General features: G+C 73.3%; 18 protein-coding genes. 9 read left to right on the top strand and 9 right to left on the bottom strand.

What is annotated here, in order from left to right; all coding sequences use genetic code 11:
• From ACFY29_RS33995 to ACFY29_RS33980, 4 genes are read left to right on the top strand one after another with little or no spacing between them, the layout of a single operon-like run.
• Complete coding sequence (locus ACFY29_RS33995) at window positions 1-1,956, top strand: MFS transporter (RefSeq protein WP_386992746.1); 1,956 nt, start codon at window positions 1-3, stop codon at window positions 1,954-1,956.
• Window positions 1,953-2,510 (top strand): hypothetical protein, encoded by a 558-nt coding sequence (locus ACFY29_RS33990; RefSeq protein ID WP_386992744.1) that lies wholly within the window; start codon window positions 1,953-1,955, stop codon window positions 2,508-2,510. The genes ACFY29_RS33995 and ACFY29_RS33990 overlap by 4 nt, the downstream gene beginning before the upstream one ends.
• On the top strand, window positions 2,507-3,682 hold the full coding sequence (locus tag ACFY29_RS33985) for a M23 family metallopeptidase (RefSeq protein ID WP_386992742.1): 1,176 nt from the start codon (window positions 2,507-2,509) through the stop codon (window positions 3,680-3,682). Before ACFY29_RS33990 ends, ACFY29_RS33985 begins: the two co-directional genes overlap by 4 nt.
• Window positions 3,683-3,695: 13 nt before the next feature.
• Window positions 3,696-4,295, top strand: coding sequence for a hypothetical protein (locus ACFY29_RS33980; protein ID WP_355601916.1), 600 nt, complete (start codon window positions 3,696-3,698; stop codon window positions 4,293-4,295).
• Window positions 4,296-4,298: 3 nt separating this feature from the next.
• Here ACFY29_RS33980 and ACFY29_RS33975 read toward each other — a convergent pair whose 3' ends face one another.
• Window positions 4,299-4,733, bottom strand: a complete 435-nt coding sequence (locus tag ACFY29_RS33975; RefSeq protein ID WP_386992740.1) for a hypothetical protein — start codon at window positions 4,731-4,733, stop codon at window positions 4,299-4,301.
• 315 nt (window positions 4,734-5,048) lie between these two features.
• Here ACFY29_RS33975 and ACFY29_RS33970 point away from each other — a divergent pair, with 315 nt between their 5' ends.
• Both ACFY29_RS33970 and ACFY29_RS33965 read left to right on the top strand, forming a co-directional pair.
• Complete coding sequence (locus ACFY29_RS33970) at window positions 5,049-7,610, top strand: FtsK/SpoIIIE domain-containing protein (RefSeq protein WP_386992738.1); 2,562 nt, start codon at window positions 5,049-5,051, stop codon at window positions 7,608-7,610.
• A gap of 28 nt (window positions 7,611-7,638) precedes the next feature.
• Window positions 7,639-8,385 carry a hypothetical protein gene (locus tag ACFY29_RS33965; protein ID WP_386992736.1) on the top strand — a complete coding sequence of 249 codons (747 nt, stop codon included), beginning with the start codon at window positions 7,639-7,641 and terminating at the stop codon, window positions 8,383-8,385.
• A gap of 148 nt (window positions 8,386-8,533) precedes the next feature.
• Here the strand turns inward: ACFY29_RS33965 and folE are convergent, their stop codons facing one another.
• The 4 genes from folE to ACFY29_RS33945 form a co-directional block, all read right to left on the bottom strand.
• A complete protein-coding gene (folE, locus tag ACFY29_RS33960) occupies window positions 8,534-9,199 on the bottom strand; it encodes a GTP cyclohydrolase I FolE (RefSeq protein ID WP_328426138.1) in 666 nt (221 codons plus the stop codon).
• Between the two features lie 35 nt (window positions 9,200-9,234).
• Window positions 9,235-11,256, bottom strand: coding sequence for an ATP-dependent zinc metalloprotease FtsH (gene ftsH / locus ACFY29_RS33955; protein ID WP_328421249.1), 2,022 nt, complete (start codon window positions 11,254-11,256; stop codon window positions 9,235-9,237).
• Between the two features lie 473 nt (window positions 11,257-11,729).
• On the bottom strand, window positions 11,730-12,305 hold the full coding sequence (hpt, locus tag ACFY29_RS33950; RefSeq protein ID WP_328421251.1) for a hypoxanthine phosphoribosyltransferase: 576 nt from the start codon (window positions 12,303-12,305) through the stop codon (window positions 11,730-11,732).
• Between the two features lie 100 nt (window positions 12,306-12,405).
• Window positions 12,406-12,555 (bottom strand): hypothetical protein, encoded by a 150-nt coding sequence (locus ACFY29_RS33945; RefSeq protein WP_328426871.1) that lies wholly within the window; start codon window positions 12,553-12,555, stop codon window positions 12,406-12,408.
• A 138-nt stretch (window positions 12,556-12,693) separates the two neighbouring features.
• On the opposite strand from ACFY29_RS33945, the gene ACFY29_RS33940 reads away from it, so the two are divergent.
• Entirely contained in the window at window positions 12,694-13,656 is a 963-nt protein-coding gene (locus ACFY29_RS33940) for a GlxA family transcriptional regulator (RefSeq protein ID WP_386992733.1), read from the top strand.
• A gap of 37 nt (window positions 13,657-13,693) precedes the next feature.
• Here the strand turns inward: ACFY29_RS33940 and tilS are convergent, their stop codons facing one another.
• The 3 genes from tilS to dacB all read right to left on the bottom strand — a co-directional run bounded on the left by tilS (window position 13,694) and on the right by dacB (window position 17,558).
• Complete coding sequence (gene tilS / locus ACFY29_RS33935) at window positions 13,694-14,677, bottom strand: tRNA lysidine(34) synthetase TilS (RefSeq protein ID WP_386992731.1); 984 nt, start codon at window positions 14,675-14,677, stop codon at window positions 13,694-13,696.
• A 10-nt stretch (window positions 14,678-14,687) separates the two neighbouring features.
• Window positions 14,688-15,758, bottom strand: coding sequence for a zinc-dependent metalloprotease (locus ACFY29_RS33930; protein ID WP_328421257.1), 1,071 nt, complete (start codon window positions 15,756-15,758; stop codon window positions 14,688-14,690).
• Window positions 15,759-15,860: 102 nt separating this feature from the next.
• The gene (gene dacB, locus ACFY29_RS33925; protein WP_386992728.1) at window positions 15,861-17,558 is read right to left on the bottom strand and encodes a D-alanyl-D-alanine carboxypeptidase/D-alanyl-D-alanine-endopeptidase; all 1,698 of its coding nucleotides are present in this window, start codon (window positions 17,556-17,558) and stop codon (window positions 15,861-15,863) included.
• Window positions 17,559-17,963: 405 nt separating this feature from the next.
• Between dacB and ACFY29_RS33920 the strand changes: the two genes are divergently transcribed.
• A complete protein-coding gene (locus ACFY29_RS33920; RefSeq protein ID WP_328421261.1) occupies window positions 17,964-18,470 on the top strand; it encodes an inorganic diphosphatase in 507 nt (168 codons plus the stop codon).
• Between the two features lie 32 nt (window positions 18,471-18,502).
• Here ACFY29_RS33920 and eccD read toward each other — a convergent pair whose 3' ends face one another.
• A complete protein-coding gene (eccD, locus tag ACFY29_RS33915) occupies window positions 18,503-19,906 on the bottom strand; it encodes a type VII secretion integral membrane protein EccD (RefSeq protein ID WP_386992726.1) in 1,404 nt (467 codons plus the stop codon).
• 101 nt (window positions 19,907-20,007) lie between these two features.
• On the opposite strand from eccD, the gene eccCa reads away from it, so the two are divergent.
• A complete protein-coding gene (gene eccCa / locus ACFY29_RS33910) occupies window positions 20,008-23,997 on the top strand; it encodes a type VII secretion protein EccCa (protein WP_386992723.1) in 3,990 nt (1,329 codons plus the stop codon).
• Window positions 23,998-24,065 lie beyond the last annotated feature (68 nt).

Here is a 24,065-nt window from a genome sequence, read left to right as displayed (position 1 = left end):
ATGGCGAGGGCCCGGGCACGGATCGCAGCGTTCCTGCTCGCCCTCGGCGTACTGGCCGGGGCGTCCCTCACCTGGCCGCTGATCGGTGCGGAGGCGGCAGCCGCCGCCCCGCCGGCCGCCCAGGCCCGCGCCGACCTCTGCACGACCCCGGAGTGGCAGGCCGACTTCCGGGCCTGCGTGGCGAAGCTCAAGGAGGTCAGCGAAACCGAGATCACCTGCCGCAACGCGCCGACCCCCGGAACGCCGGACTCCGGGCTCGCCGGCTGGTTCGCTGCCGCGCCGCCAGCGGAGTCTGCGAGTGGAGTAGCTGGTCGGTACAGCCTCTACGGATACGCGGGTTACAGCTATACCACCTACGACATCGGCGGTGGTTGCGCGTCGAGCGTGCTACATCCGGACTATAAGTTCACCACCACGATCGCGAATGGCGAGTTCATGGCCGCCACGGCGATCATCGGTGCGTCGAACGCGCTCAGGGAGCGCGCCTGGAACCCAAGCTCGATGTGGGGCTGGGCTGATCCGCTGGTAGACCAGGCGACCAAGGCCGTCTACGAAAAGGTGTTCAGCGTTTTCGGCATCGTCACCTTGTGCGTGGTGGGGCTCTACCTGCTCTGGCGCTCCCGCCAGTCGGACATGAGCAACGCCATGACTACTGCGGGCTGGGCCCTGCTGGTCATGGTCGCGGTCACTGCACTTGCCGCCTGGCCGGTCAAGTCGGCGAACATCGCGGACGGCACGCTGATCACTACTCTCGGCGTGGTGCACGATGCTGTGGGCCCGCAGGCGAAGGAGCCGGAGCCAGGCAGGTGCATCCATTCCGACCCCAACCGCTGCAAGGACCTTCGTACGCCCGCCGTCCGAGCCAGCGACACCGCAACCGAGACGATGCTCTATCGCAATTGGCTTCGCGGCGTGTTGGGTTCAGCAGACAGCGAGACCGCCCGCAAGTACGGCCCGGCCCTTTACGACGCACGATCCCTGACCTGGGGTGAGGCGCAATCCATGCGCGCAAACCCGGCCACCCGGAACGCGACGATCAAGGCCAAGCAGCAGCAGTGGGCGCGGGTGGCGCAGCAAATCCAGACCGAGGACCCGGAGGCGTACGAGTACCTCCAGGGGGTGCGGGACATGGACCGGGTCGGTGCCGGCTTCATCGCGGTGCTGGCGTCGCTGCTCTTCGCCATGTTCGACCTGACCGCGTCGCTGCTGGTCCTGCTCGGCTTCCTGATCTTCCGGTGGGCGGTGATCGCGGCGCCCATTCTCGGCACCGTCGGCCTGCTCCGCCCGGCCAGTGCCGGGTTGCGGCGGCTGGCGAACGCCGTGGTCGCCGCGGTCTTCAACATCGCCATCTTCGGCACCGGGGCGGCCATCTACCTGTTCGCGGTCGACTTGATCATGAGTACGCCGACCCTGCCCGGCTGGCTCCAGGTGGTGCTGGTCTGGCTCTGCGGGGTGGTCGGCTGGCTGCTGCTGCGGCCCTACCGACGGATCACCCAGCTCGGCGGCAAGGACAGCAGCGAGGCGGTCAGCTCGGCCGGGTCCTGGCACCGTCGGTTCTTCCGAGACATGCGGACGGCGGCGCGGCTGGACGTGGCAGAGCCCGGTGGCACGGCGGAGCCGGTGGGTGGACGCCGTCAGTCGCCGGTCGCCGAGCGGACCTCGCTGCGCCCGGAGGCGCGGCAGGAAGACCCGGGCTCCGTGCCGACCCGTCCGGCCGACGGCCAGCGCACCGGCGCCGGGCGCCCGGACGGTAAGGAGCGCGCGGACGAGGCGCCAGCGGAGGAGACCGGTGGCCGGAGCCGTCCGGTCGCGCCTCAGCCCCGTCGCCGGCAGCCGGCAACCTGGACCGAGCCGGACGTTCCGGCCGAGAACCCGTCATTCGTGGTCTACCGACCGGGCTCCGCCGATCGTGCACCGGACCGCCCCGGCCCCCGGGTGCGCTCAGAGGCGCGGTGACGGTGATGCGACGTGCTCTGGAGTTTCTGGCTACCCGCGCGCTGCGGTCCCGGCTGGGGGTGGCGCTGGTCATCGCGGTGCTCGTCCTCGGCGTGGTCGGGGCGGCCCGGCTGGTCTCCGGCCCCGGCGATCCGACGGATGGATTGAGCAGCCGACCGAACCGGCCGATCACCACCGTTGATCCCACGGCGGGTGACGACGGTGCGATCTCCACCGACGCTCCGCCGTCACCGGTCACCCGGCCCGGCGACCGCACGCCCGAACAGACCGCCGACCGGTTTGCCGCTGCCTGGCTCGGCCGCCCCGGTATGACTGCGGAGCAGTGGCAGACCGGCCTGCGTCCGCTCTCCACCCCGGCGCTGACCGAGAAGCTGGCCGGCGCCGAGCCCGGCGGAGTTCCGGCCGAGGAGGTCACCGGACCGCCCGCGGTGCAGTCGCGCACCGAGACGTTCGTCGAGGTGCTGCTGCCCCTCGACACCGGTCGGCTCCGACTGGAACTGATCGCCGCGGACGGCGGTTGGCTGGTCGACGTTTTGGACTGGGAGCGCCCATGAACGACGGCAGCGGCTCCGCCGCCCTCCGCCGACCGCTACGGCTCGGCGTTGTCGCTTCGGTGCTGACCGGGGTGCTGCTCCTGCTCTGCTGTACCGGTGGGACCGCGGCCTTCTTCCTCAGTGGGCTCAGCGGCGACGCGGAGGATGGGGACACGCTGGCCAACGAGGACTGCGGTCCCGTGCGGCCCGTGAACATCACCGGCAAGCTGCCACGGTTCACCGAGTACGGCGATGCCCAGGTCCGTAACGCCGCGATCATCATCAAGGTCGGCCAGGACATGGGCGTGCCCTCGCGGGGATGGGTGATCGCCCTTGCCACCGCGATGCAGGAGTCCGGCCTGCGCAACCTGGCGAACAGCGGCGTGCCGGAGTCCCTGGCCCTGCCGCACGAGGGCGTCGGCGCAGACCACGACTCGCTGGGCCTGTTCCAGCAGCGGCCGGGGTGGGGCACGGTCGCCGAGCGGATGACCCCCTCGTACACGGCCCGCAAGTTCTACGAGAAGCTCGTCGGGGTACGGGGCTGGCAACGTCGACCGCTGACCGCAGTCGCGCAGCAGGTCCAGATCAGCGCCTATCCGGACGCCTACGCCAAGCACGAGGAGCTGGCCAGCCGAATCGTGAACGCGCTGTCCGGCGGCGCGGCCCGCACCATCGAGATCAACGGCAAGGCGGTGTGCGACGCGGCCGAACGCGGTCAGATCGCCGCCTCCGGCTGGACCGCCCCGATCCCTGGTGGGGTCGGCTCCGGCTTCCGGACCGCCCAGCGGCCCGGCCACAACGGGGTCGACATCGGGGCAGCCAAGGGCACCGAGATCCGGGCTGCTGCCGCTGGTCGGGTACTGGTCTCCCAGTGCGACCCGGACGACAAGGGCCGGCTCGACTGCGACGTGGATGGGTACCCCGGCAAGGGCGGCTGCGGCTGGTTCGTCGACCTGCTGCACGCTGGCGGCTACATCACGCGGTACTGCCACATGGTGGTCCAGCCCCGCGTGCAGCCCGATCAGATCGTGGCGGCCGGCGAGGTGATCGGCCAAGTGGGCAGCAGCGGCAACTCCTCCGGTCCGCACCTGCACTTTGAGGTGCACCTACGCAACGACCGAACCAGCCGTGGCGCTATCGACCCGAACCAGTTCATGCGCGGGCGGGGTGCCCCGCTGCGCCGCCCGGCATGAGGTCACCGAAGGCATGAGCGGCCCCCTGCCGGACCCGTTCGCCGACCAGCCTGACTGGGCGCCCCGGCCACCCCGACCACTGGCGATCGTGCCCGCCACCGAGCGGGTGGACCTGCGCGGACGGCGGGTGCTGGTCGGGCTGCCGGGGCTGGGCTGGCGGGGTGACCTGCGCGCGGACGACCGGGTGGTCCAGGGAGCCCGGACCTACGTCCCGGTGATCCCTGAGCACGAGTGGTACCGGGCCGAGGCTGAGCAGGTCGAGGTGTTCGCACCACTGGTACCGGTGGATCGGGTCTGGGTGGAGACGGTCGGCGAGCGGACCAGCCCGGACGCCAGTCAGGGCACCGGCATCCGGCTGGTCTCGCTCGACGGCCCGGCCCACCGGTCCCCCACCCCGGTCTTCGAGGCGGACGCGGTCACCGGGCGCCGGGTGGTACACGTCGAGGGCGCCCTGGAGCACCGCGACCTTCGCGCCGTCACCGAGACCTACTCTGGTGCCGAGGGGGACATCTGTGTCCGGATCACACCCGAGGTGGAGTGGTACCGCTGGGCCTGGCGTGGCCAGTCACCCACCACCCTGGAGGTTCCGGTCCATCTCCTGTGGATCGAGTAACAATCAACCGATTCTGGTACCGCCGCAGACGCGCCAACCCTCCCGGTCCTCCACATCAAACTGCCATGTGTCAGTAACGCTTTGCTGAACCCCGTCGATCGTTGCGCTACGCCGAATGACAGCGACAACCGAGGCGTAAGCAGGTCCATCCTTGGAAACGGCGACGTTCTCGATGTTGATCGAAAATGACGCGCTCAACTCTTGCTCTCGCTGGGCGATCTGAGCGCCGAACTCCTCCAGTGCGGGAACGGTTCCGTCGCAGGTGAAGAGCTTCGCTCTGTTGGGATCACGTGACACGAGTGCTGATTGCAGATAGTTGACCACCACCACGTCCGGTGAGCTGCGGTCCGGGGCGGAGGCGCGGTCGTACAGCACGTAGCCGGTGATGACAGCGCCGATGCTGAGCAGAGCGAGCACCCCGGCGACCACGGTGAGCACGGTCCGCATCCGGCGGCGTGGCGGCTGAGGCGCCGGCGCGACCGGAGCCGGCGGCAGCTGCTCGGACGGCGTCCGCTGGGCCGGTACGCGGGAGACCTGGGAACCGGCGGGGGGCTGCACTGATTCCACCTCCTGAAGCTAACGGCTGGACGGCTCGGAGCCAATGCCTCAGATCCAGCGGATCGTGACGGACCCCTCCCCACTGGTGACATCCCCGACAACACCGGCGCACCGCCGCGGCACCTCCCGGAGCAGCGGCCCCGGCTGGGATACCGTCTCTGATCGGAGAGGGGTTGCCAACCTCGGGCAGAGGGGGTGGATGCGGTGGCCGGTCCGAAGGCACGCACGAACCGCGCCGCAGCCCTGCACCGCCGGGCGGCGGCCGTCGCGACCGCCGCCGCCGGCATCCTCGATGAGACCCGACCTGCTCCGGCCGACCAGCGCCGCCAGTACGAGGTGGCGGACCGGCTGCGGGTGGTGGCGGCGCGGCTGGCTCCGGGCTGGTCGGGTGCCGCCCTGGACTCGCTCACCGTGGATTTTCCGGCCGGTGACGGCCCTCCGCCCTTCGTTCGCGTCGGCACGGCGGCACCGCTGGACGACGCCCGTTTCCCCGCGCTGGTGCCGCTGTTCGGCACCGGTCACCTGTGCGTGGACACCGACGCTCGGGAGCCGCGGGTGGCGGGGCTGTTGCGGGCCGTGCTGCTGCGGTCGCTGGGCGCGGCGCCGGCGGGTGCCCTGCTGGTACGCGCGGTGGACGCCACCGGTGCCGTGCTCACCCCGTTCGGGGCGCTGGCCGATGCCGGCCTGCTGCCGCCGCCGGCGGTGGACGTGGCCGGTCTGCGCGCGGTGCTGACCGAGGCGGAGCAGTGGGTCACCCCGGGGGCGAGCGGGCCACGTCGACACGACCGGACGCTGCTGCTGGTGGTCGCCGCGCTGCCGGAGCGCACCGGCTCGACTGACCTGGCACGGATTGAGGCGCTGGCCGAGCAGGGGCCGGCCGCCGGGCTGCACCTGGTGGTGGCCGGCTGGCCTCCCGCTGGCCCGTACGCGGCCCGTCCGCCACTACCGCACGCCACTCCGCTGGTGTTGCGCAACGCGTACGCGCTGCTCGGCGATCCACCGGGAGCATCCTTCGCCAGCCCCGGCACCGATCCGCCGGGCGGGCTGAACTCGCCGGTCTTCGTCGAGGCGGACCCACCGGTCGACGTGGTGGATGCGGTCTGCCGGCGGCTCGCCGCGCAGGTGGAGGCGGGCTCCCGGTTGGCCCTCGCGGATCTGCTACCGGCGACGGGTGAGCAGCTTTGGGGGTCGGATCCGACGGACGGGTTGACCACCACGGTCGGTGACGCCGGGGGCCGGCAGGTGCCGCTGGGCTTCACCGAGTTGACCCCGCACTGGCTGGTGAGCGGCCGTTCCGGGGTGGGTCGCGCCGCGTTCCTGACCACCGCGCTGCTCGGGCTGGCGGCCCGGTACGGCCCCGACGACCTGGCGCTCTACCTGGTGGATCTCGGCGATGGCGAGTCCTTCGTGGAGTTTCTCCAGACCGAGCGGGACCGCTCCTGGATTCCGCAGGTGCGGGCGGCCGCGATGGCCGCCGACCGGGAGTACGTCCGGGACCTACTCGACCAGTTGACGGCCGAGGTGCAGCGCCGCGCGGACGCTGGCGGCCGGGCCGGTGGGCAACGCTTCGCGGAGTTGCGCCAGCATCGGCGGCTGCCCCGGATCGTCTGTGTGCTGGAAAATGTGCCGCTGCTCTTCGCCGAGCGGGACCGGCTGGCCACGGAGATGGCCGCTCAGCTGGACGGGTTGGCCCGCACCGGCCGGGCGTACGGCGTCCACCTGGTGCTGGCCGGCGCGGGCGAGTTGGGGCTGAGTGGCCGCGCGGACGCCGGGCACCGGGATTCGGTGCTGGGGCAGTTCCCGGTGCGGGTGGCGCTGCCCGGCGGCAGCCCGGTGCTGGAACCGACCAACGACTCGGCGGCCGGCCTGCCGGTGGGCAGCGCGGTGGTGAACACTGCGGGTGGGCTCGGCGGCCCCCGAGGGGCGACCCGCGGTCACGAACGGCTGATCCGCCACCCCGACCCGCAGGACCACCCGGAGGTGGTGGAGCGGCTGCGGCACGAGCTGTGGACGGCCCGACCCGCCGGGTCGGTGCCGCCGGTGGTCTTCGCCGGGTACGCCCGGCCGCTGCTCGGCAACGATCCGCGACACCGTGCCGCGTTGGCCGGGCAGGCACACGGGCCCGCCGCACTGCTCGGCAGGGCGGTGGACGTGGCCCGTTCGACGGTCGCCGTACCACTTGGTCCGGTTGCCGGGCGCAACCTCGCGGTGCTGGGATCGGGCTCGGCGGCGGGTGGCCTGCTGGCAACGGCGGCCCGGAGCACCGCCGACCACCATCAGCCGGGCACCGCCCGGTTCCTGGTAGCGGCACCAGACCCGGGCGCCCGCCCGCTGGCGGAGGCGCTGACCACCGAGCTCGCCGCCCGGCATCCGGCCACCATGGTTGACCTGCCGACGCTGCTCGCGGACGCGGACGGGGAGCTCCCCACCTACCTGGTGGTCTTCGGGCTTGACCGGCCGGGTCCCCGGGAGCTGCCGGTGGACCGGCTGCGCGCACTGCTGCGGGACGGCCCGCCGGCGGGGCGGCACCTGCTGGGCTGGTGGCGTGCGGTGCCGCCGTTCGCCGCGCTGCTGGAGCCGGAGGGCGAGGTGGACAAGCTCGCCGCCGTGGCCGTACTGGACGTGCCGGCGGCCCAGCTCACCGGGGTCTTCGGTCGGCCGGTGGAGTGGCGGGCCCGCCCCGACCGGGCGGTGCTCTGGGATGGTCCGGATGAACGGGGCACGGTCCTGGTGCCGTTCGCCGATGAGGCCGGGTGATCCGGTGGTGCGCGCGGGAGGTGTCGGGATGGGTCCGGACGCGACGGTGACCGGGCCGGGGCGGCAGCGGACCGCCGAGGCAGGCGAGGCCGGGCCGGGGCGGCAGCGGACCGCCGAGGCGGGCGGGGCCGGCGCCGAGCCCGCCACGGCCTGGTCGGAGTACCTCGCGGCCGCCCGGCAGCTGGATGGGGTACGCCGTAGCGCGGCCGCCGCCGCCGGTGAGCAGGCCCGCTCGGCCGAGGCCGCCCGGGAGGAGTTGACGGTGGTCCGCACCGGGCTGGCGAGTCAGCAGGAGCGGCTGCGTGAGTTGGGCGTACCGGCGATCTCGCTTGTGCCGTCCCCACCGGAGCTGACCGAGGCCGCCCGGTCGATGGCCGGCGGCCCGGCGGCGGTGCTGGCGGCGCTGCGAGCCGCGCGGGGTCGGGCCGAGGCGGCGGACGCGGCGCTGGCCGCACGCGGCCGGCTCCGCCCGGGGTCCTGGCCCGCGCGGGCCCGCAACCTCCTGGTGTACGGGCCGCTGGCGCTGCTGGTGCCGCTGATTCAGGTCGTGGTGTACGCGGCGACCGGCACTGGCGCGGCCACTGTGGCGGCGTTGATCTGTGGGCTGCCGATGCCGGCGGTCGCCTTCGTCGCCGGTTGGGTAGGGATCGGGCGGATGTTCCGGGCCAGCCCCGGCGAGCGGCTGGACCGCACGGTGCGCTTCGGCGGGCTGGTCTGCCTGGTGCCGGCGGTGCTGGTCACGGCCGGCCTGTTGCTGGCCCTGCTGGCCGGCTGACCCGCCAGCGGGGGCCGGGAAGACGGGCAGGTCCGGGCGGACGAGGCGGCCCGGGAGCACTAGGCGGCCCGGAAGGACGAGGCGATCTGGGAGACGGAACGGCCGGCCGTCCCCCGGAGGGGTCGGCCGGCCGGTGATACGTCCGGAGTCAGCGGGGGATGATCAGCGCCATCGCCTCGGCCCGCGACTTGGAGTCCGTCTGCAGGATGCCGCGCACCGCCGACGTGATCGTCTGGGCGCCCGACTTCTGGATGCCCCGCATCGCCATGCACATGTGCTCGCACTCCAGCACGACCACGACGCCACGCGGGGCGAGCTTGTTCATCAGGAGGTCGGCGACCTGCGAGGTGAGCCGCTCCTGCACCTGCGGCCGGCGGGCGAAGACCTCGACCAGCCGGGCCAGCTTGGACAGGCCGGTGATCCGTCCGTCCGGGCCGGGGATGTAGCCGATGTGCGCGCTGCCACGGAACGGCAGCAGGTGGTGCTCACAGAGGCTCATCACGTCGATGTCGCGGACGATCACCAGCTCTTGGTGGTTGGCCTCGAAGGTGGTGCTGAGCACCTGGGCCGGGTCGACGCGCAGCCCGGCGAAGAGTTCGGCGTACGCCCGGGCGACCCGGGCCGGGGTCTGTTGGAGCCCGTCACGGTCCGGGTCCTCGCCGACCGCGATCAGGATCTCGCGGACCGCCTTCTCGATTCGACCCAGGTCGACCGCGTCCTCGACCGGCCGGCCGGTCAGCTTGCCGCTGATCAGCCGGGCGGCCACGTAGTCCAGCCCGTCGTCGCCGTCGGGCTCGGTCGCGGAGACGGCCAGCTCCCGTTTCGGGGAGCTGGCCGTCGAGTCGCTGCTCAGTGCGTACCGTCCGAGTTGTTCGACCCGGCGGAACCGCCGCCGACCGCCGCCTGCGCGCCATCGGCCTGGGCCTGCGCCTTGAGCGCGTCCTTCTCCGCCGGGGTGAGCACGGGCGGCTCGGTGGAGGGCTGGCGCTTGCCGAAGCCGTTGTACGGCGCCAGCGGCGGGCGCTTGACCACCCGCGAGCAGATCCGGGCCATGTCGGCGGTGGAGAGGGTTTCCTTCTCGATCAGCTCGAGCACGATGCTGTCCAGGACGTCCCGGTACTCGACCAGAATCTCCCAGGCCTCGTCGTGCGCCAGCTCGACCAGCGCCCGCATCTCGCCGTCGATCTCGGCGGCCACCGAATCCGAGTAGTCCCGCTCGTGGCCCATGTTGCGGCCGAGGAACGGCTCGTCACCGCTGGTGCCGTACTTGATCGCACCGAGCTTGGAGCTCATGCCGTACTGGGTGATCATCGCGCGGGCCAGTTGGGTGGCCTTCTCGATGTCATTGCCAGCACCGGTGGTCGGCTCGTGGAAGACCAGCTCCTCGGCGGCCCGACCGCCCAGCGCGTACGCCAGGGTGTCGATCATCTCGGCGCGGGTCTGGGTGTACTTGTCTTCGGTGGGGAGCACCAGGGTGTGGCCCAGCGAACGACCACGGGACAGGATCGTCACCTTGTGCACCGGCGCGGCGTGCGGCAGCGCCCAGGCGACCAGCGCGTGGCCACCCTCGTGGTACGCGGTGATCTTCTTTTCCTGGTCGCTCATCACCCGGGTCCGCCGCTGCGGACCCGCGATCACGCGGTCGATCGACTCTTCGAGCGAGTCGTTGCTGATCGCCCGCTGGTCCTTGCGGGCGGTGAGCAGGGCCGACTCGTTGATCACGTTGGCCAGGTCGGCACCGCTGAAGCCCGGGGTACGCCGTGCCACCGAGTCGAGGTCGACGTCGGGGGTGAACGGCTTGCCCTTGGCGTGCACCCGCAGGATGGCCTTGCGGCCCTCCATGTCGGGGGCGTCCACCGGGATCTGCCGGTCGAACCGGCCCGGGCGCAGCAGCGCCGGGTCGAGGATGTCCGGACGGTTGGTGGCCGCGATCAGGATGACCCCGCCCTTGGTGTCGAAGCCGTCCATCTCGACGAGCAGCTGGTTGAGCGTCTGCTCGCGCTCGTCGTGACCGCCGCCCATGCCGGCGCCACGGTGTCGGCCGACGGCGTCGATCTCGTCGACGAAGACGATCGCCGGGGCGTTCGCCTTGGCCTGCTCGAACAGGTCGCGGACCCGGCTGGCGCCGACACCGACGAACATCTCGACGAAGTCGGAGCCGGAGATGGAGTAGAACGGCACCCCGGCCTCGCCGGCGACCGCGCGGGCCAGCAGCGTCTTGCCGGTGCCGGGCGGGCCGAACAGCAGCACGCCCTTCGGGATCTTGGCACCCAGGGCCTGGTACTTCGCCGGGTTCTGCAGGAAGTCCTTGATCTCGTGCAGCTCCTCGACGGCCTCCTCGGCACCCGCGACGTCCGCGAAGGTCGTCTTCGGAGTGTCCTTGGTGATCATCTTCGCCTTGGACTTGCCGAAGTTGAGCACCCGGGAGCCGCCGCCCTGCATCTGCGACATGAAGAACAGCAGCAGGAGCACGAGCAGCGCGATCGGCAGCAGGTTGACCAGCAGGCTCACCCAGATGCTGTCCGACGAGACCTTGGCGTCGGCCGGGCCGGTGACCCGGTTGGCCGCCTTGGCGTCCAGCACCTCGTTCCAGACCTCGTCACCCACCTGGTACGGGAACTGGGCCTCGATCTTGTTGGTGTTGGTCTCGCCGAACTTCGTCTTCTGGGCCAGGTCGAGCTGGAGCGTCTGCTCCTTGTCCTGGAAGACAACTTTATTGATCTTGGCGGTGTGGAGCTGGTCGAGCGCAACGGAAGTGTCCACGCGGTGGTAGCTGGGACCAGCGGTGAACAGCTGACTGAGCACAACGGCGCCGAGGATGACCAGGATGATCCAGACCACCGGTCGGCGGAAGAAACGCGTACGTTCCATACTGTTGTCGAGCGCCGGAGCGCCCGCATCCTCCTGATCGACGTCCTGACCGTCTGATGGTGTCGCCGCGATGAGCGGCGGCCGGAGCCGCCGTGCGGGCCGGCCTCGACCCCGAAGCGCGAAAACTGCCGCGCCGCGGTCATTCGACGGTACACCGTGTACGCGAGGGATGAGCTTGCGAGCCCCGCACTCGGCGCACGTTCGCCATCGACGGCGCGCACCGTGGGCAGGCTCGCCAGCCCCGCACCAAAACGTACGGCGGGTCCGGGCAGAAGCCGGCGTGGCGGAGAGTCCTGCCCGGCCACCCGAACGCCCGGTCACGCGGTCGAGGGGGCCGGGCGCGAAGTAACCTCCGCGCCACCGGGCTCCACGGTAACCGGAAGAGCTGAGAGTGCGCTGAACGTCGGCTTGACGAATGCCGATGCGAGTTGGCCTCACACCGCCCCGCGGTGAGGGCTGGGGCCGGGCCGGCGTCAGGTCCGGGCGTAAACCTCGGGCTTGAGCACCCCGACGTACGGCAGCTCCCGGTAGCGCTCGTCGAAGTCCAGGCCGTACCCGACCACGAACTCGGTCGGGATGTCGAAGCCGACGTACTTCACCGGGACCGGCACCTTGACCGCGTCCGGCTTGCGGAACAGCGCGACCACCTCGACGCTCGCCGCCGAGCGGGACTCCAGGTAGCGCAGCAGCCAGGAGAGCGTGAGCCCGGAGTCGACGATGTCCTCGACGACCACCACGTGCCGGCCGGCGATGTCTCGGTCCAGGTCCTTGAGGATGCGGACCACCCCGGAGGAGGTGGTGCCCTGGCCGTAGGAGGAGATGGCCATGAAGTCGAGCTCGGCCGGGGGCCCGTTGCGGCCCAGCGCCCGGGAGAAGTCCGCCATGAACATCACCGCGCCCTTGAGCACGCACACCAGCAGCAGCCCGTTGTCCACGTGGGCGTAGTCGGCGGAGACCTGCTTGGCCAGCTCCGCCGTCTTCTCGCGGATCTGCGCCTCGGAGATGATCACGTGGTCGATGTCGGCGTCGTACCAGGAGCCGTCAGCCATGACTCCTAGCCTGCCGTACGTCGGATGGCCTCCGTCGGCGGGGCCGCACCTTTTGGCGCGGTCCCGCCCGGGATTTTCGCCGCAAAAACCACTAAACACATCAGCTGGTACGCGACTGCCAGCGGCGGCCGTCGTCGCTCGGCTTCCAGTCGGCTGAATCGCGGCTGTCGGTGGTGAGGCCGGCCGCCGAGGCGGCGACGAGCAGGACGAGGAACAGGAGGAAGAGCAGGAACTCCATGGCGGCGCTCACTTTCGCATGGTTGCTGTCGGTTTCGCCGCCGGTGCGCACCGGACTGAGACAAGTCTGCGACGACTCGCGCCGACCGGACAGTGGCAGCGATGCCACTGGGCATCGATTTACTGCCACCTGTCGGGTTACCCTCGTCACATGCTTCGCTCCGTCGCCGTCCTCGCCCTCGACCAGGTCGCCCCCTTCGAGCTCGGCGTGCTCGCCGAGGTGTTCGGCACCGACCGGACGGCCGACGGCTTCCCCGGTTACCGCTTCCACGTGTGCAGCCCGGACGGCGCGCCGGTACGCACCTCGTCCGGCTTCCACCTCACCCCGCACGCCGATCTCGGCCCGGTGGAGGACGCCGACCTGGTGGCCGTACCCGCGCACAGCCAGGGCACCACCGTCCCGGGCCCGGTGCTCGACGCGCTACGCCGGGCCGACGCGCGCGGCGCGCACCTGTTCAGCGTCTGCTCGGGCGCCTTCCTGCTCGGCGCGGCCGGGCTGCTGGACGGCCGGGAGTGCACCACCCACTGGCGGTACGTGGACGAGCTGCAACGCCGACACCCCCGCGCCCGGGTGCGCTGCAACTCGCTCTACGTCCAGGACGGTCGGCTGCTCACCAGCGCCGGCACCGCGGCCGGCATCGACGCCTGCCTGCACCTGATCCGCCAGGAGCACGACTCGGCCACCGCCACCCGGCTGGCCCGGCGGATGGTGGTCCCGCCACATCGCGACGGCGGCCAGTCGCAGTACATCGAGGCGCCCATCCCGAAGGCGCCCGAGGCGCCCACCCTGGAGCCGGTGCTGGAGTGGCTGATGGGGCACCTGGACCGGACGATCACGGTGGACGAGCTGGCCGCCAGGGCCGGCATGTCGCCACGTACGTTCGCCCGCCGGTTCCGCGCGGAGACCGGCACCACCCCGCACGACTGGCTCACCAACCAACGGGTGCTGCTCGCCCGGCGGCTGCTGGAGGAGACGCCGCTGAGCGTGGAGGCGGTCGCCGACCAGGCCGGCTTCAGCGACGCGGCGGCGCTGCGCCACCACTTCAGTCGCCGGGTCGGCGCCACCCCGCACGGCTACCGGACCACCTTCCGGGACCGGGCGCACAGCGGCTGAGACCGGCCAGGCCAGGCTCCGGGCCGCCGCACCGCCCTCAGCCGGGGGTGAGCCGGTCGTCGCGGCGGAGCACCCGGACACCACCGGGCAGGTCGGCTGGGCCCTGACCGTGCCACTCGGTGACCAGGGCATCCAGCGCGGCGACGTGTCCGTACGACAGGGCACCCGGCGATGCGCCCAGCTCACGCGCCCAGGCGTGCAGCACCCGGCCGCGTACCGCGGGTGTCAGGCCGACCAGCTCCGGCACCAGCAGCCCGCCCCCGGGATGCCGGGCCGCCGCCAGTGCCGCCTCCGCCAACTCGTCCAGTGCGGCGTTGTCGGACGCCACCAGCCGGGCGGTACGCGCGAGGTTGTCCAGCACCCCCGGCCCGAGCGCCCGCACCAGCGCTGGCAGCACGTCGGCCCGTACCCGGGACCGGGCGTACGACGGGTCGGTGTTGTGCGGGTCCTCCCACGCGCTGAGCCCGAGCACGGCGCACGCGGCGCGCGTCTGGTCCCGGCCGACCATCAGCAGTGGGCGCAGCAGTGGCACCCCGGCCAGCTCGCGCCGGGCGGGCATCCCGGCCAGCCCGCGCGGGCCCGCTCCCCGGGCGAGTGCGAGCAGCACGGTCTCCGCCTGGTCGTCGCGGGTGTGCCCGGTCAGAATCGCGGCAGCACCGTGCTGCCGTGCCACCTCGGTCAACGCCTGGTAGCGGGCCTCCCGCGCAGCGGCCTCGGGCCCGCCCACGCGCCCGGCCACCTCCACCCGGACCACCACCACCGGCGCGAACCCGGCCTCCCGTGCCCAGGCGGCCACCGCCTCGGCACGCTGCGCCGAGCCAGCCTGCAGGCCGTGATCAACGGTCACCAGGCCCGCGGTCCGGCCCAGCCGGGGCGCCACGAACACGGTGGCCGCCGCCAGGGCGAGCGAGTCGGCGCCGCCGGAACAGGCGACCAGCGCCGGCCCGCCGGACGGCAGGCCGGTCAGCGCGCGGCGGACCGCCACCCGGATCGCGGCCACCGGCGGGGCGAGCGCGGCCACCGGCGGACGGTCAGCCGGCGGCCGGGACGGTGCCGGCCGGACCGTGCACGCGGGTCACCCAGGCGTCCGGGTCGGCAAGCTCCGACAACCGGGGCAGGGTGAGCGGAGAGTTGAAGATCGAGTTGAACCCGGGCATGCCGACGCGCTCAACCACGCCGTGCACGAACTTGCGCCCCTCGGCGTACTGGCGCATCTTGACGTCCACCCCGAGCAGCCGGCGGATCGCCTTCTCCAACGGATTGCCCGCCTCGCGGCGCCGGTTGAACGACGCCCGGATCCGCTCCACGCTCGGGATCACGCGCGGCCCGACGCCGTCCATGACGAACTCGGCGTGCCCCTCCAGCAGGGTCATCAGCGCGGTGAGCCGGTCCAGTACGGCCCGCTGTGCCGGGGTCTGCACGATGTCCAGGACGCTGGTCCGGCTCTCCGGGTCGCGGACCGCGTCGGACAGGGTGGCCACCCCGCGCCGCAGCCGCTCGATCAGGTGCTCGCCACCGCTGGACGAGGCGTCCACGAACGCCTGCACCTCGCTCAGGAAGTACGCGCGCATCCAGGGCACGGCGGTGAACTGGGTCCGGTGGGTGACCTCGTGCAGGCAGACCCAGAGCCGGAAGTCCCGCGGGTCAGCGCCGAGCTTCCGTTCCACCTCGACGATGTTCGGGGCGACCAGCAACAGTTGGCCCGGGTCGGCGGAGAAGACCTCGTACTGGCCGAGCACCCGGCCGGAGAGGTACGCCAGCACGGTGCCGGCCTGCACGCCGGTCAGCCGGGACCCGATCGCCTCGGTCAGGGCACCGGGCTGCTTGTCGCCGGAGAGCCGGTTGACCAGCGGAGTGATCACCTCGCGCAGCCCGGCGATGTTGGCGGCGGCCCAGTCCCGGCGATCGACCACCCGGACCGGCGGGTGCGACACCTGCGCCCGCAACCCCGTGTAGTCGGCCACGTGCCCGGCCGCCTCGTCGGTCAGCCGACGCAGGTCGCCGACCACGTCGGTGGCCTCGGCGTACGACACCCGAGGGCCCGACTTGCTCAACGCCCCCGCGGTGGCGGCGGCCAGATCCCAGTCCACGAACTGCGCCATGGACCCACCGTACCCGCGCCGCGACACCCCGGCCCGGGCTCGCGTCGGCGATCGGCGGCGGTCGCGGCTCCGCCGCCGGGCGAGAACGCGGGCCGGCAGCGGTCAGTGACAGCCGCAGCCGGCCAGCGCCGCGGCGATCCGGTCCAGCGCCGGTTGGGCGGTGTCCGTGCCACCCGGCACCTTGTCGGTGAGCACAGCGAAGGTGAGCAGTCGGCCGTCGGCCGTGGTGACCAGGCCCGCGATGGCGTGCACGCCGGTCAGCGTGCCGGTCTTGGCCCGCACGGCGCCCGCCCCTCCGGCGGTGCCGGGGGCCCCGCGATAGCGGTCGCCCAGGGTGCCGGACCAGCCGCCCACCGGGAGGCCGCCGAAGATGCCGGCCAGCTCCGGATGGTCCGGGCTGGCTGCCAGGCGGATCAGGTCGGTCAGCAGCGACGGGCTGATCCGGTTGCGGCGGGACAACCCGCTGCCGTCGGACAGGGTGATCTCGTCGGCGGGCAGGCCCAGCTCGGCCACCACCGCGTCCATCGCGGCGGCGGCACCGTCGAACGAGGCCGGCTGGTTGCGGGCCAGCGCGACCTGGCGGGCCAGCGCCTCGGCCAGCAGGTTGTCGCTCTCGCTGATCATGATGTCGACCAGCCGGATCAGCGGCGGGGACTGCACCACGCCCAGCTCGGTCCCGGGAGCCGGAGTGCCACCGGTGGCGGCCTGGGCCGGGGCAGTCCCTTGCTTGACGGCGCTGGCCGGTACGCCGAGCAGCCGGGCGAACGACCGACCGGCCGCCAGGTCCGGCTCAGCGACCCGCTCTGCGCCGCCGCTGTCGGCGCCCGGGTCCTTGCGCGCGCCATCGGTCATCAGCGCGGTCATCGCTCCGCCGTACCCGCCGGTGGGGATGTCGTCGTCCCAGCCCGGCCCGTAGACCGGGCCGGAGTAGACCGAGCCGTCGACGGTGACGCTGGTCGGTGCGACACCGCCGAGCGCGGTGCGCACCTGGGCGGCCAGGTCGTCGAGGCGCGCCGCACCCGGGTAGTAGCCCTTCTTGTCGACCGCGAGGGTGGGGTCGCCACCACCGACGAGCACCACCTCGCCGGGTTTCGCGCCGGCAACCGCCCGGGTGGGGATCCGGTACGCGGGCCCGCGGGCGGCCAGCACGGTCACCCCGGTCGCCAGCTTGGTCACCGAGGCGGGCACGGTGCCGTCGTCCGCCCCCTTGGCGAACAGCGTCTGACCGGAGGTCACGTCGGCAACCGACACGTTCACCCGGTCGCCCAGGGCGTCGGCCCCGATCAGCGGGTCCAGCGCGGCTCGTACCCCTTCGGGGGTGGGCAGCGCGGCGTTCGGGTCCGGTCCGGCAAGCACGTCCGACGGGTCGGGCTCCGGGGTCGCGCCGGCGGCGGCCGGGGCGGGCTCGGTGTCGTCGCCCAGCCAGCCGGCGACCGGGCCGGGCCGGGCCACGAAGACCCCGACGCCGGCGAGCACCAGCAGCAGCACCAGGGCCAGCACCACCGGGAGCCGCCGACGGCGCGGCGCGGCGGGAGCGGGCTGCGGTGCGGCGGGCGGTTCGGCGCCGGCCGGCGCTGGCAGCGCGGAGATCGGCGGTCCCAGCGGTGGGACGCCGGTGGGGAGCGGGGCCGTCGGGCCGGACGCCGTGCCACGCGGGACCGCGCTGGTCGGGATGGGGACGGTCGGGCCGTCGCCGGACGGCGGGCCGGTCGGGACACCGGCTCGCCCGCTCGCCGGGGCGCTGCCGCCCGGCGCCGGGCTGGTCGGGACACCGGCTCGCCCGCTCGCCGGTGCGCTCATGGGCCGGTTGCCGCCGAGGACCGGGAAGCGACCGGTGTTCGGACCGGCGGGAGCCGACCCCGCGGGCGGACGCCAGGGCAGTGGCGGGGGACGTTCGGGCACCGTCTCCGGCGCCGGGGTCGACGGCTCGGGCGCCCGAGAGAGGTGGGCGTCGGGCACCGGGACCCGACCGGTGGCGCCACCGGAGCCGGATCGTCCGGTACCGCGCGCGTCGCCCCCGTCCGGGCGGTAGTGTGAATCTTCCCTCCCCACGACCCCCTCCTCCCCCAGCGAAAATTGGCTTGGGTGACACTACTTCGGTCCGAAGACTATGCGGCAGCCGGAGCCGGCGGGTGGGCATTCACCTGTCCGGGGGGCCGCCAGTGGTTTCCGTTAGCCAGCGTGGGCAGACGAGGGAGCGTGCAGATGGATTTCGACGTGACGGTTGAGATCCCCAAAGGTCACCGGAACAAGTACGAGGTGGACCACGCGACCGGCCGGATCCGGCTGGACCGCACCCTCTTCACGTCCACCCAGTACCCGGCCGACTACGGGTTCATCGAGGGCACGCTGGGCGAGGACGGCGACCCGCTCGACGCTCTCGTGCTGGTGCCCGAGCCGACCTTCCCGGGCTGCCTGATCCGCTGCCGCACCATCGGCATGTTCCGGATGACGGACGAAAAGGGCGGCGACGACAAGGTGCTCTGCGTGCCCTACGAGGACCCGCGCCAGGAGCACCTCCGCGACATCCACCACCTGGGCGAGTTCGACCGGCTGGAGATCCAGCACTTCTTCGAGGTGTACAAGGACCTGGAGCCCGGCAAGTCGGTGGAGGGCGCGACCTGGGTCGGCCGCACCGAGGCCGAGGCCGAGATCCACGCCTCCTACCAGCGGGCCAGGGACGCCGAGGCACGCGGCGAAGCCGCCCACTGACGATCGCTGACACGCCGGGCCCGGGAGCCGCTCTAACCGAGCAGCCCCCGGGCCCGGTCGTACAGGTCGAGCACCGCGCAGGCGACCGGCACCACGGCGACCACCAGCGCCGTGTCGGTGAGGTCGGCGACCCTGCCCACGTACGGCGAGACCGGCCGCCGGGCGTACCCGGTGCCGGCCGCGACGGCCACCAGGGCCAGCGCCGCCCCACCGAGGACCAGCGCCAGCCGTCCGGCGTCGTCGGCCCGGCCGACCAGCACCGCCCCCAGGATCGCGTAACCGGCCAGCCCGGCGAGCACCGGCGGCACCCGGTGCCGCAGCGCCACGAACAACCGTGACCGCAGCAGCAGCACGGCCGAGACGACCGCCACCAGCACCCGGCCGGCCGTCCCGCCTGCCACCCCGAGCACCGCCGCCGTGGCCACCGCCAGCAGGGCGTGCCCGAGCAGCATCCCGGTGAGCATCTCCTCGGTGCGGGTCACCGCCGCCTGCACCCGGCCCCGGTCCGGCAGGTCCCGGGCCTGCTCCGGCTCCGCAATGGGGGCCGTGGCCGGCAGGGTGATCGGCGGCAACGGCAGCTTGCCCAACCGGATGGCCAGCAGCGGGATCACCCCGACGGCGAACACCAGCGCGCTGAGCAGAACCGCGGCCGTGCCGGCCGGGGTCAGCACCAGCCCGCCGAGCGCCGCACCCACACCGATCAGGCCGACCGTGACGCCGGCCACGAAGACCCGCAGCCGGCTGGCCACGCCAAGCAGCCCGAGCAACGCGACCAGCAGCAGCGCGACCGAGCCGGCCAGCAGCTCGGGGGCGCCCACCCAGCGCGCCGGGCCGAGCGGCCCGACCGGATCGCCCGAGCCGACCGCGAGGGCGCCAGCCACGAACGCGTACGGCAGGGCGTAGCCACCGAGCGTCGCCCCGGCGGTGCCGTCGCCGTTGGCACGGGACGCGACCGTGCCAGCCACGGTGAGCAGCAGCGCCACCACGGCCGCCGCCAGCCAGCCCACCCGGTGCGCCGGGCCGCCGGTGAGCAGGGCGAGCAGCCCGACGGCGAGCGGGACCGCGGCGCCGGCCAGGCCGGCCGCACGGGTGGCCGCGGGCGACCAGGCCCCGCCCCGGCGACGGGCGCCGTCGGCGATCGCCTCCACCACGTCGTCGTACTCCAGCTCGGGCCAGTGGGCGCGGGCCGGCACCAGGTGTAGCACCTCACCGTCGCGGACCCCCTGCGGCAGCAGCGCCTGGGCGGTCGCCAGCAGCGCTCCGTCCGTGCGGCGCAGCACCCAGCCGCCGTGCCGCTCGCCGTCGTCGGCAAGACCCTCACCGGCGTGCCGGAGCACGTCGGGCAGCAGCTCGGCGAGGGGTACCTGCTCCGGCAGGGCAACGTCCACCCGCCGTTGCGGCGCGCTGATGGTGACGCGGGCCAGCCCGGTTGTCATCGACTGATCTCCATATCGAGGGGGATCGGAGGCTGCGCGGACGACAGGACTTTACCTACCATGAGCCAGGCTCGGGTTACCCAGCGCTGTCAGGAGGCCGAGTGTCCACCGTCGTCATCAAGCGCCCGCCCCGCCGGCCGGCACCGGAGATCCCCGCCGGCGAACTGCCGGTCGAGGCCCCACCGGAGATCCCCGCGGTGGCCGGCGGGCGCTGGCAGCAGATGCTCATGCTGCTGCCCATGCTCGGCGGCACGGTGGCGATGGCGATGATGTTCGGCCGGGGCGGCGGCGCCTACTCGTACGTCGTGGGCGGGATGTTCGGGCTCTCCTCGTTGGCGATGCTGGTGACCTCCTGGGGCAGCGCCTCGGGCACGCCGAAGAAGTCCGAGATGATGGCCGCCCGCCGGGAGTACCTGCGCCACCTGGCCACGCTACGTCGACGGGTCCGGCGGACCGCCGGGCAGCAGCGGGCCGGGCTCTACTACCGACACCCGGACCCGGGCCGGTTGTGGTCGACGGTGGACAGCCACCGGGTCTGGGAGCGGCGCCCCGCCGACCCGGACTTCGCGGTGGTACGGGTCGCCGTCGGGCCGCAGACACTGGCCACCCCGCTCGTTCCTCCGGTCACCCGGCCGCTGGAGGAGCTGGAGCCGATGACCGCCGGAGCGCTGCGCCGCTTCCTGGACGCGTACTCCGTGGTGCCGGACCTGCCGGTGGCGCTGTCACTGCGCAGCTTCGCCCGGGTGCACGTGCGGACCGCCGGCCGCACCACCGGTGGCACCGGCCCGACCACCGGCGGGCCACCCACCGGCGACCCGGCGGCGCAGGCGCTGGTCCGGGCCGTGCTGACCCAGCTGGCCGTCTTCCACGCCCCCGACGAGCTGCTGGTCGCCATCTGCGCCGGGCCGGAACGCCGGGCCGGCTGGGAGTGGGTGAAGTGGCTCCCGCACGCCCACCATCCCGGACGCACCGACGCACTCGGCCCGGTACGTCTGGTCACCAGCTCCGCCGCCGAGCTGGAACGGCTGCTGGGCGACGTGCTGGCAAGCCGGTCCCGGTTCAGTCCGGCCGGCCCGGCCACCGACGGGCCGCACGTGGTGGTGGTGCTCGACGGCGGCGACCTCACCGGTGCCACCGACCTGACCGGCGACGGCGGCATCGACGCGGTCACCGTCCTGGACCTGGACACTCCACCGCCGCGCCTGCTCGACCGGTACGCGCTGCTGCTGGAGCTGCGCGGCCGGCGGCTGCACTCCTGGTCGGCCGAGGGGCATGCCGAGGTGGGCAGCGCCGACCAGCTCGACCCCGCCGACGCCGAGGCGGTCGCCCGACGGTTGGCGCCGCTGCGGCTGGCCGGCGCGGCTCGCGGCCCGGACGCCCCGCTCCAGGCCGAGCTGGGCCTGCCCGAGCTGCTCGGCCTCGGTGACCCGGAGAGCTTCACCGCCGAGCAGGGTTGGGCGCCGCGCTCGGCGCGGGACCGGCTGCGGGTGCCGATCGGGGTGGGCGCCGACGGTGGGGCCATCGAGCTGGACCTCAAGGAATCCGCCCAGGACGGGATGGGCCCGCACGGCCTGCTCATCGGGGCCACCGGCTCGGGCAAGTCCGAGCTGCTCCGCACGCTGGTGCTGGGGCTGGCCGCCACGCACAGCTCCGAGCAGCTCAACTTCGTACTGGTCGACTTCAAGGGCGGCGCCACCTTCGCCTCGTTCGACCGGCTGCCACACACCGCCGCCGTGATCACCAACCTGGCCGACGCGCTGCCCCTGGTCGACCGGATGGTGGACGCGATCAACGGGGAGTTGGTCCGCCGGCAGGAGCTGCTGCGCCGGGCCGGCAACTTCGCCAGCGTGCGCGACTACGAGCGGGCCCGGGCGGCCGGCAGCCCGCTGGCCCCACTGCTGTCGCTGCTGCTGATCTGCGACGAGTTCTCCGAGCTGCTCTCCGCCAAGCCCGACTTCATCGACCTGTTCGTGCAGATCGGCCGGCTCGGCCGGTCCCTCGGCGTACACCTGCTGCTGGCCAGCCAGCGCCTGGAGGAGGGGCGGCTACGAGGGCTGGACACCCACCTGTCGTACCGGATCGGGCTGCGCACCTTCTCCGCGTTGGAGTCGCGCACCGTGCTCGGGGTGCCGGACGCGCACGAGCTGCCCCGCTCACCGGGCCACGGCTACCTGCGCGCCGGCACCGACCCGCTGGCCCGGTTCAAGGCCGCGTACGTCTCCGGGGCGATCCACCGCCGAGCCGCGACAGCCGGTGTGACCGCCGGCGGCGGCGCCCGCCTGCTCACCTTCACCACCCACGTCGTGCCGGTGCCCGAGCCGGCCACGCCGGCCCTGCCCGTCGTGGCCGAGGAGGACGGCGGCCGGGAGACCCTGCTCGACCTGCTGGTCGACCGGCTCGTCGGGCAGGGACCGCCCGCGCATCAGGTCTGGCTCCCGCCGCTCGGCCAGCCGCCCGCACTGGACGAGCTGCTCGGCCCGGTCGAGGTCGACCCGGCGCGCGGGCTCACCGTGGGCAACCCCGAGCTGCACGGCGCGCTCGGGGTGCCGGTGGCCGTGGTGGACAAGCCGCTCGAGCAGCGCCGCGACCTGCTCTGGCTGGCGCTGGACGGCGCGGCCGGGCACGTGGCGGTGGTGGGTGCGCCGCAGAGCGGCAAGTCCACCGCGCTGCGCACGCTGATCTGCGCGCTGGCGCTCACCCACACCCCGGCCGAGGTGCAGGTCTACTGCCTCGACTTCGGCGGCGGCGGCTTGGCCGCGCTGCGCGACCTGCCGCACGTGGGTGGGGTGACCGGCCGTGCCGACCCGACCGCTGTGCGGCGCACCGTCGGCGAGATGACCACCCTGCTGGCCGAGCGGGAACGCCGCTTCAACGAGCTGGGCGTGGAGTCGATGGCCGCGTACCGGCGGCGCCGGGCCGCAGCGGGGACGGCCAACCAGCCGGGCGCCGACCCGTTCGGCGACGTGTTCCTGGTGATCGACGGCTGGAGCACCGTCCGCGGCGAGTACGACGACCTGGAGCCGCTGGTCACCGACCTGGCCACCCGGGGCCTGTCGTACGGGCTGCACGTGGTCGCCACGGCGCTGCGCTGGCTGGACTTCCGCCCGGCGATCCGGGATCTGTTCGGTTCCCGGCTGGAGCTACGCCTCGGCGACCCCGCAGACTCGCTGGTGGCCCGGCGGGCGGCCGCGAACGTGCCGGAGCGCTCCGGTCGGGGGGTGACCGCGGAGAGCCTGCACTTCCTCACCGCACTGCCTCAGCTCGCCGCCGCCAGCGGGGACACCGCCGACCTGGTCAAACGGGTCGCCGGCAGTTGGGCGGGTCCCCCGGCGCCCCGGGTCCGGCTGCTGCCGCCGGTGCTGCCGTACGCCGACCTGGACCTCGCCGCGACGACCGGACTGCGGCTGCCGATCGGGATCGCCGAGGCGGACCTGCGCCCGGTGGTGCTCGACTTCGCCACCGAGTCACATTTCGTGGTCTTCGGGGACGCGGAGTGCGGCAAGTCGTCGTTCCTACGCGCGCTGGCCACCTCGATCATCACCCGGTTCACCCCGGAGCAGGCCCGGGTGATCCTGGTCGACTACCGACGCAGTCTGCTCGGCGCCATCGAGACGCCGCACCTGATCGGTTACGGCACCGCCGCGGCGCACACCGCCGACCTGGTCGAGTCGGCCGCCGGCTACCTGGAGCGGCGTGCCCCCGGGCCGGAGGTCACCCCGCATCAGCTGCGCGACCGGTCCTGGTGGTCCGGACCGGAGCTGTTCGTGCTGGTGGACGACTACGACCTGGTCGCGGCCGGGCCGGCGAACCCGTTGCGGGCACTGGAGGAGCACCTGCCGCACGCCCGCGACGTCGGACTGCACCTGGTGCTTGCCCGCCGCTCCGGCGGAGCGGGCCGGGCCCAGTACGAGCCGATCGTGCAGCGGCTGCGGGAGCTTTCCACCGCCGGTCTGGTGATGGCGGGCAGCCCGGAGGAGGGCGCACTTGTCGGGCCGGTCCGGCCCGGGCCGCTGCCACCTGGTCGTGGTCGGTTGGTCACCCGGCGGGAGGGCGTACGCCTCGTCCAGCTCGCCCAGCTGCCGCCGCCGTGACCCTTGTCTTAGCGGTTCCTCCCGTGACAGGTGGGGAAACCGGTAATCTCCGATCGTCATGGTTTCGT

This window comes from Micromonospora sp. NPDC000668 (assembly GCF_042897975.1).
In the GTDB taxonomy this organism is placed as follows: domain Bacteria; phylum Actinomycetota; class Actinomycetes; order Mycobacteriales; family Micromonosporaceae; genus Micromonospora.
The sequence above is the reverse complement of the archived record's forward strand: the minus strand, read 5'-3'. Positions and strand labels throughout refer to the sequence as shown.

Bases quoted from the DNA above. Each gene is read 5' to 3' on its own strand.
- dacB (WP_386992728.1), bottom strand. From the start codon at position 17,558: ATGAGCGCACCGGCGAGCGGGCGAGCCGGTGTCCCGACCAGCCCGGCG.
- hpt (WP_328421251.1), bottom strand. From the start codon at position 12,305: ATGGCTGACGGCTCCTGGTACGACGCCGACATCGACCACGTGATCATC.
- eccD (WP_386992726.1), bottom strand. From the start codon at position 19,906: ATGACAACCGGGCTGGCCCGCGTCACCATCAGCGCGCCGCAACGGCGG.
- ACFY29_RS33920 (WP_328421261.1), top strand. From the start codon at position 17,964: ATGGATTTCGACGTGACGGTTGAGATCCCCAAAGGTCACCGGAACAAG.
- ACFY29_RS33930 (WP_328421257.1), bottom strand. From the start codon at position 15,758: ATGGCGCAGTTCGTGGACTGGGATCTGGCCGCCGCCACCGCGGGGGCG.
- ACFY29_RS33995 (WP_386992746.1), top strand. From the start codon at position 1: ATGGCGAGGGCCCGGGCACGGATCGCAGCGTTCCTGCTCGCCCTCGGC.
- ACFY29_RS33940 (WP_386992733.1), top strand. From the start codon at position 12,694: ATGCTTCGCTCCGTCGCCGTCCTCGCCCTCGACCAGGTCGCCCCCTTC.
- ACFY29_RS33965 (WP_386992736.1), top strand. From the start codon at position 7,639: ATGGGTCCGGACGCGACGGTGACCGGGCCGGGGCGGCAGCGGACCGCC.
- ACFY29_RS33980 (WP_355601916.1), top strand. From the start codon at position 3,696: ATGAGCGGCCCCCTGCCGGACCCGTTCGCCGACCAGCCTGACTGGGCG.
- ACFY29_RS33985 (WP_386992742.1), top strand. From the start codon at position 2,507: ATGAACGACGGCAGCGGCTCCGCCGCCCTCCGCCGACCGCTACGGCTC.
- ftsH (WP_328421249.1), bottom strand. From the start codon at position 11,256: ATGGAACGTACGCGTTTCTTCCGCCGACCGGTGGTCTGGATCATCCTG.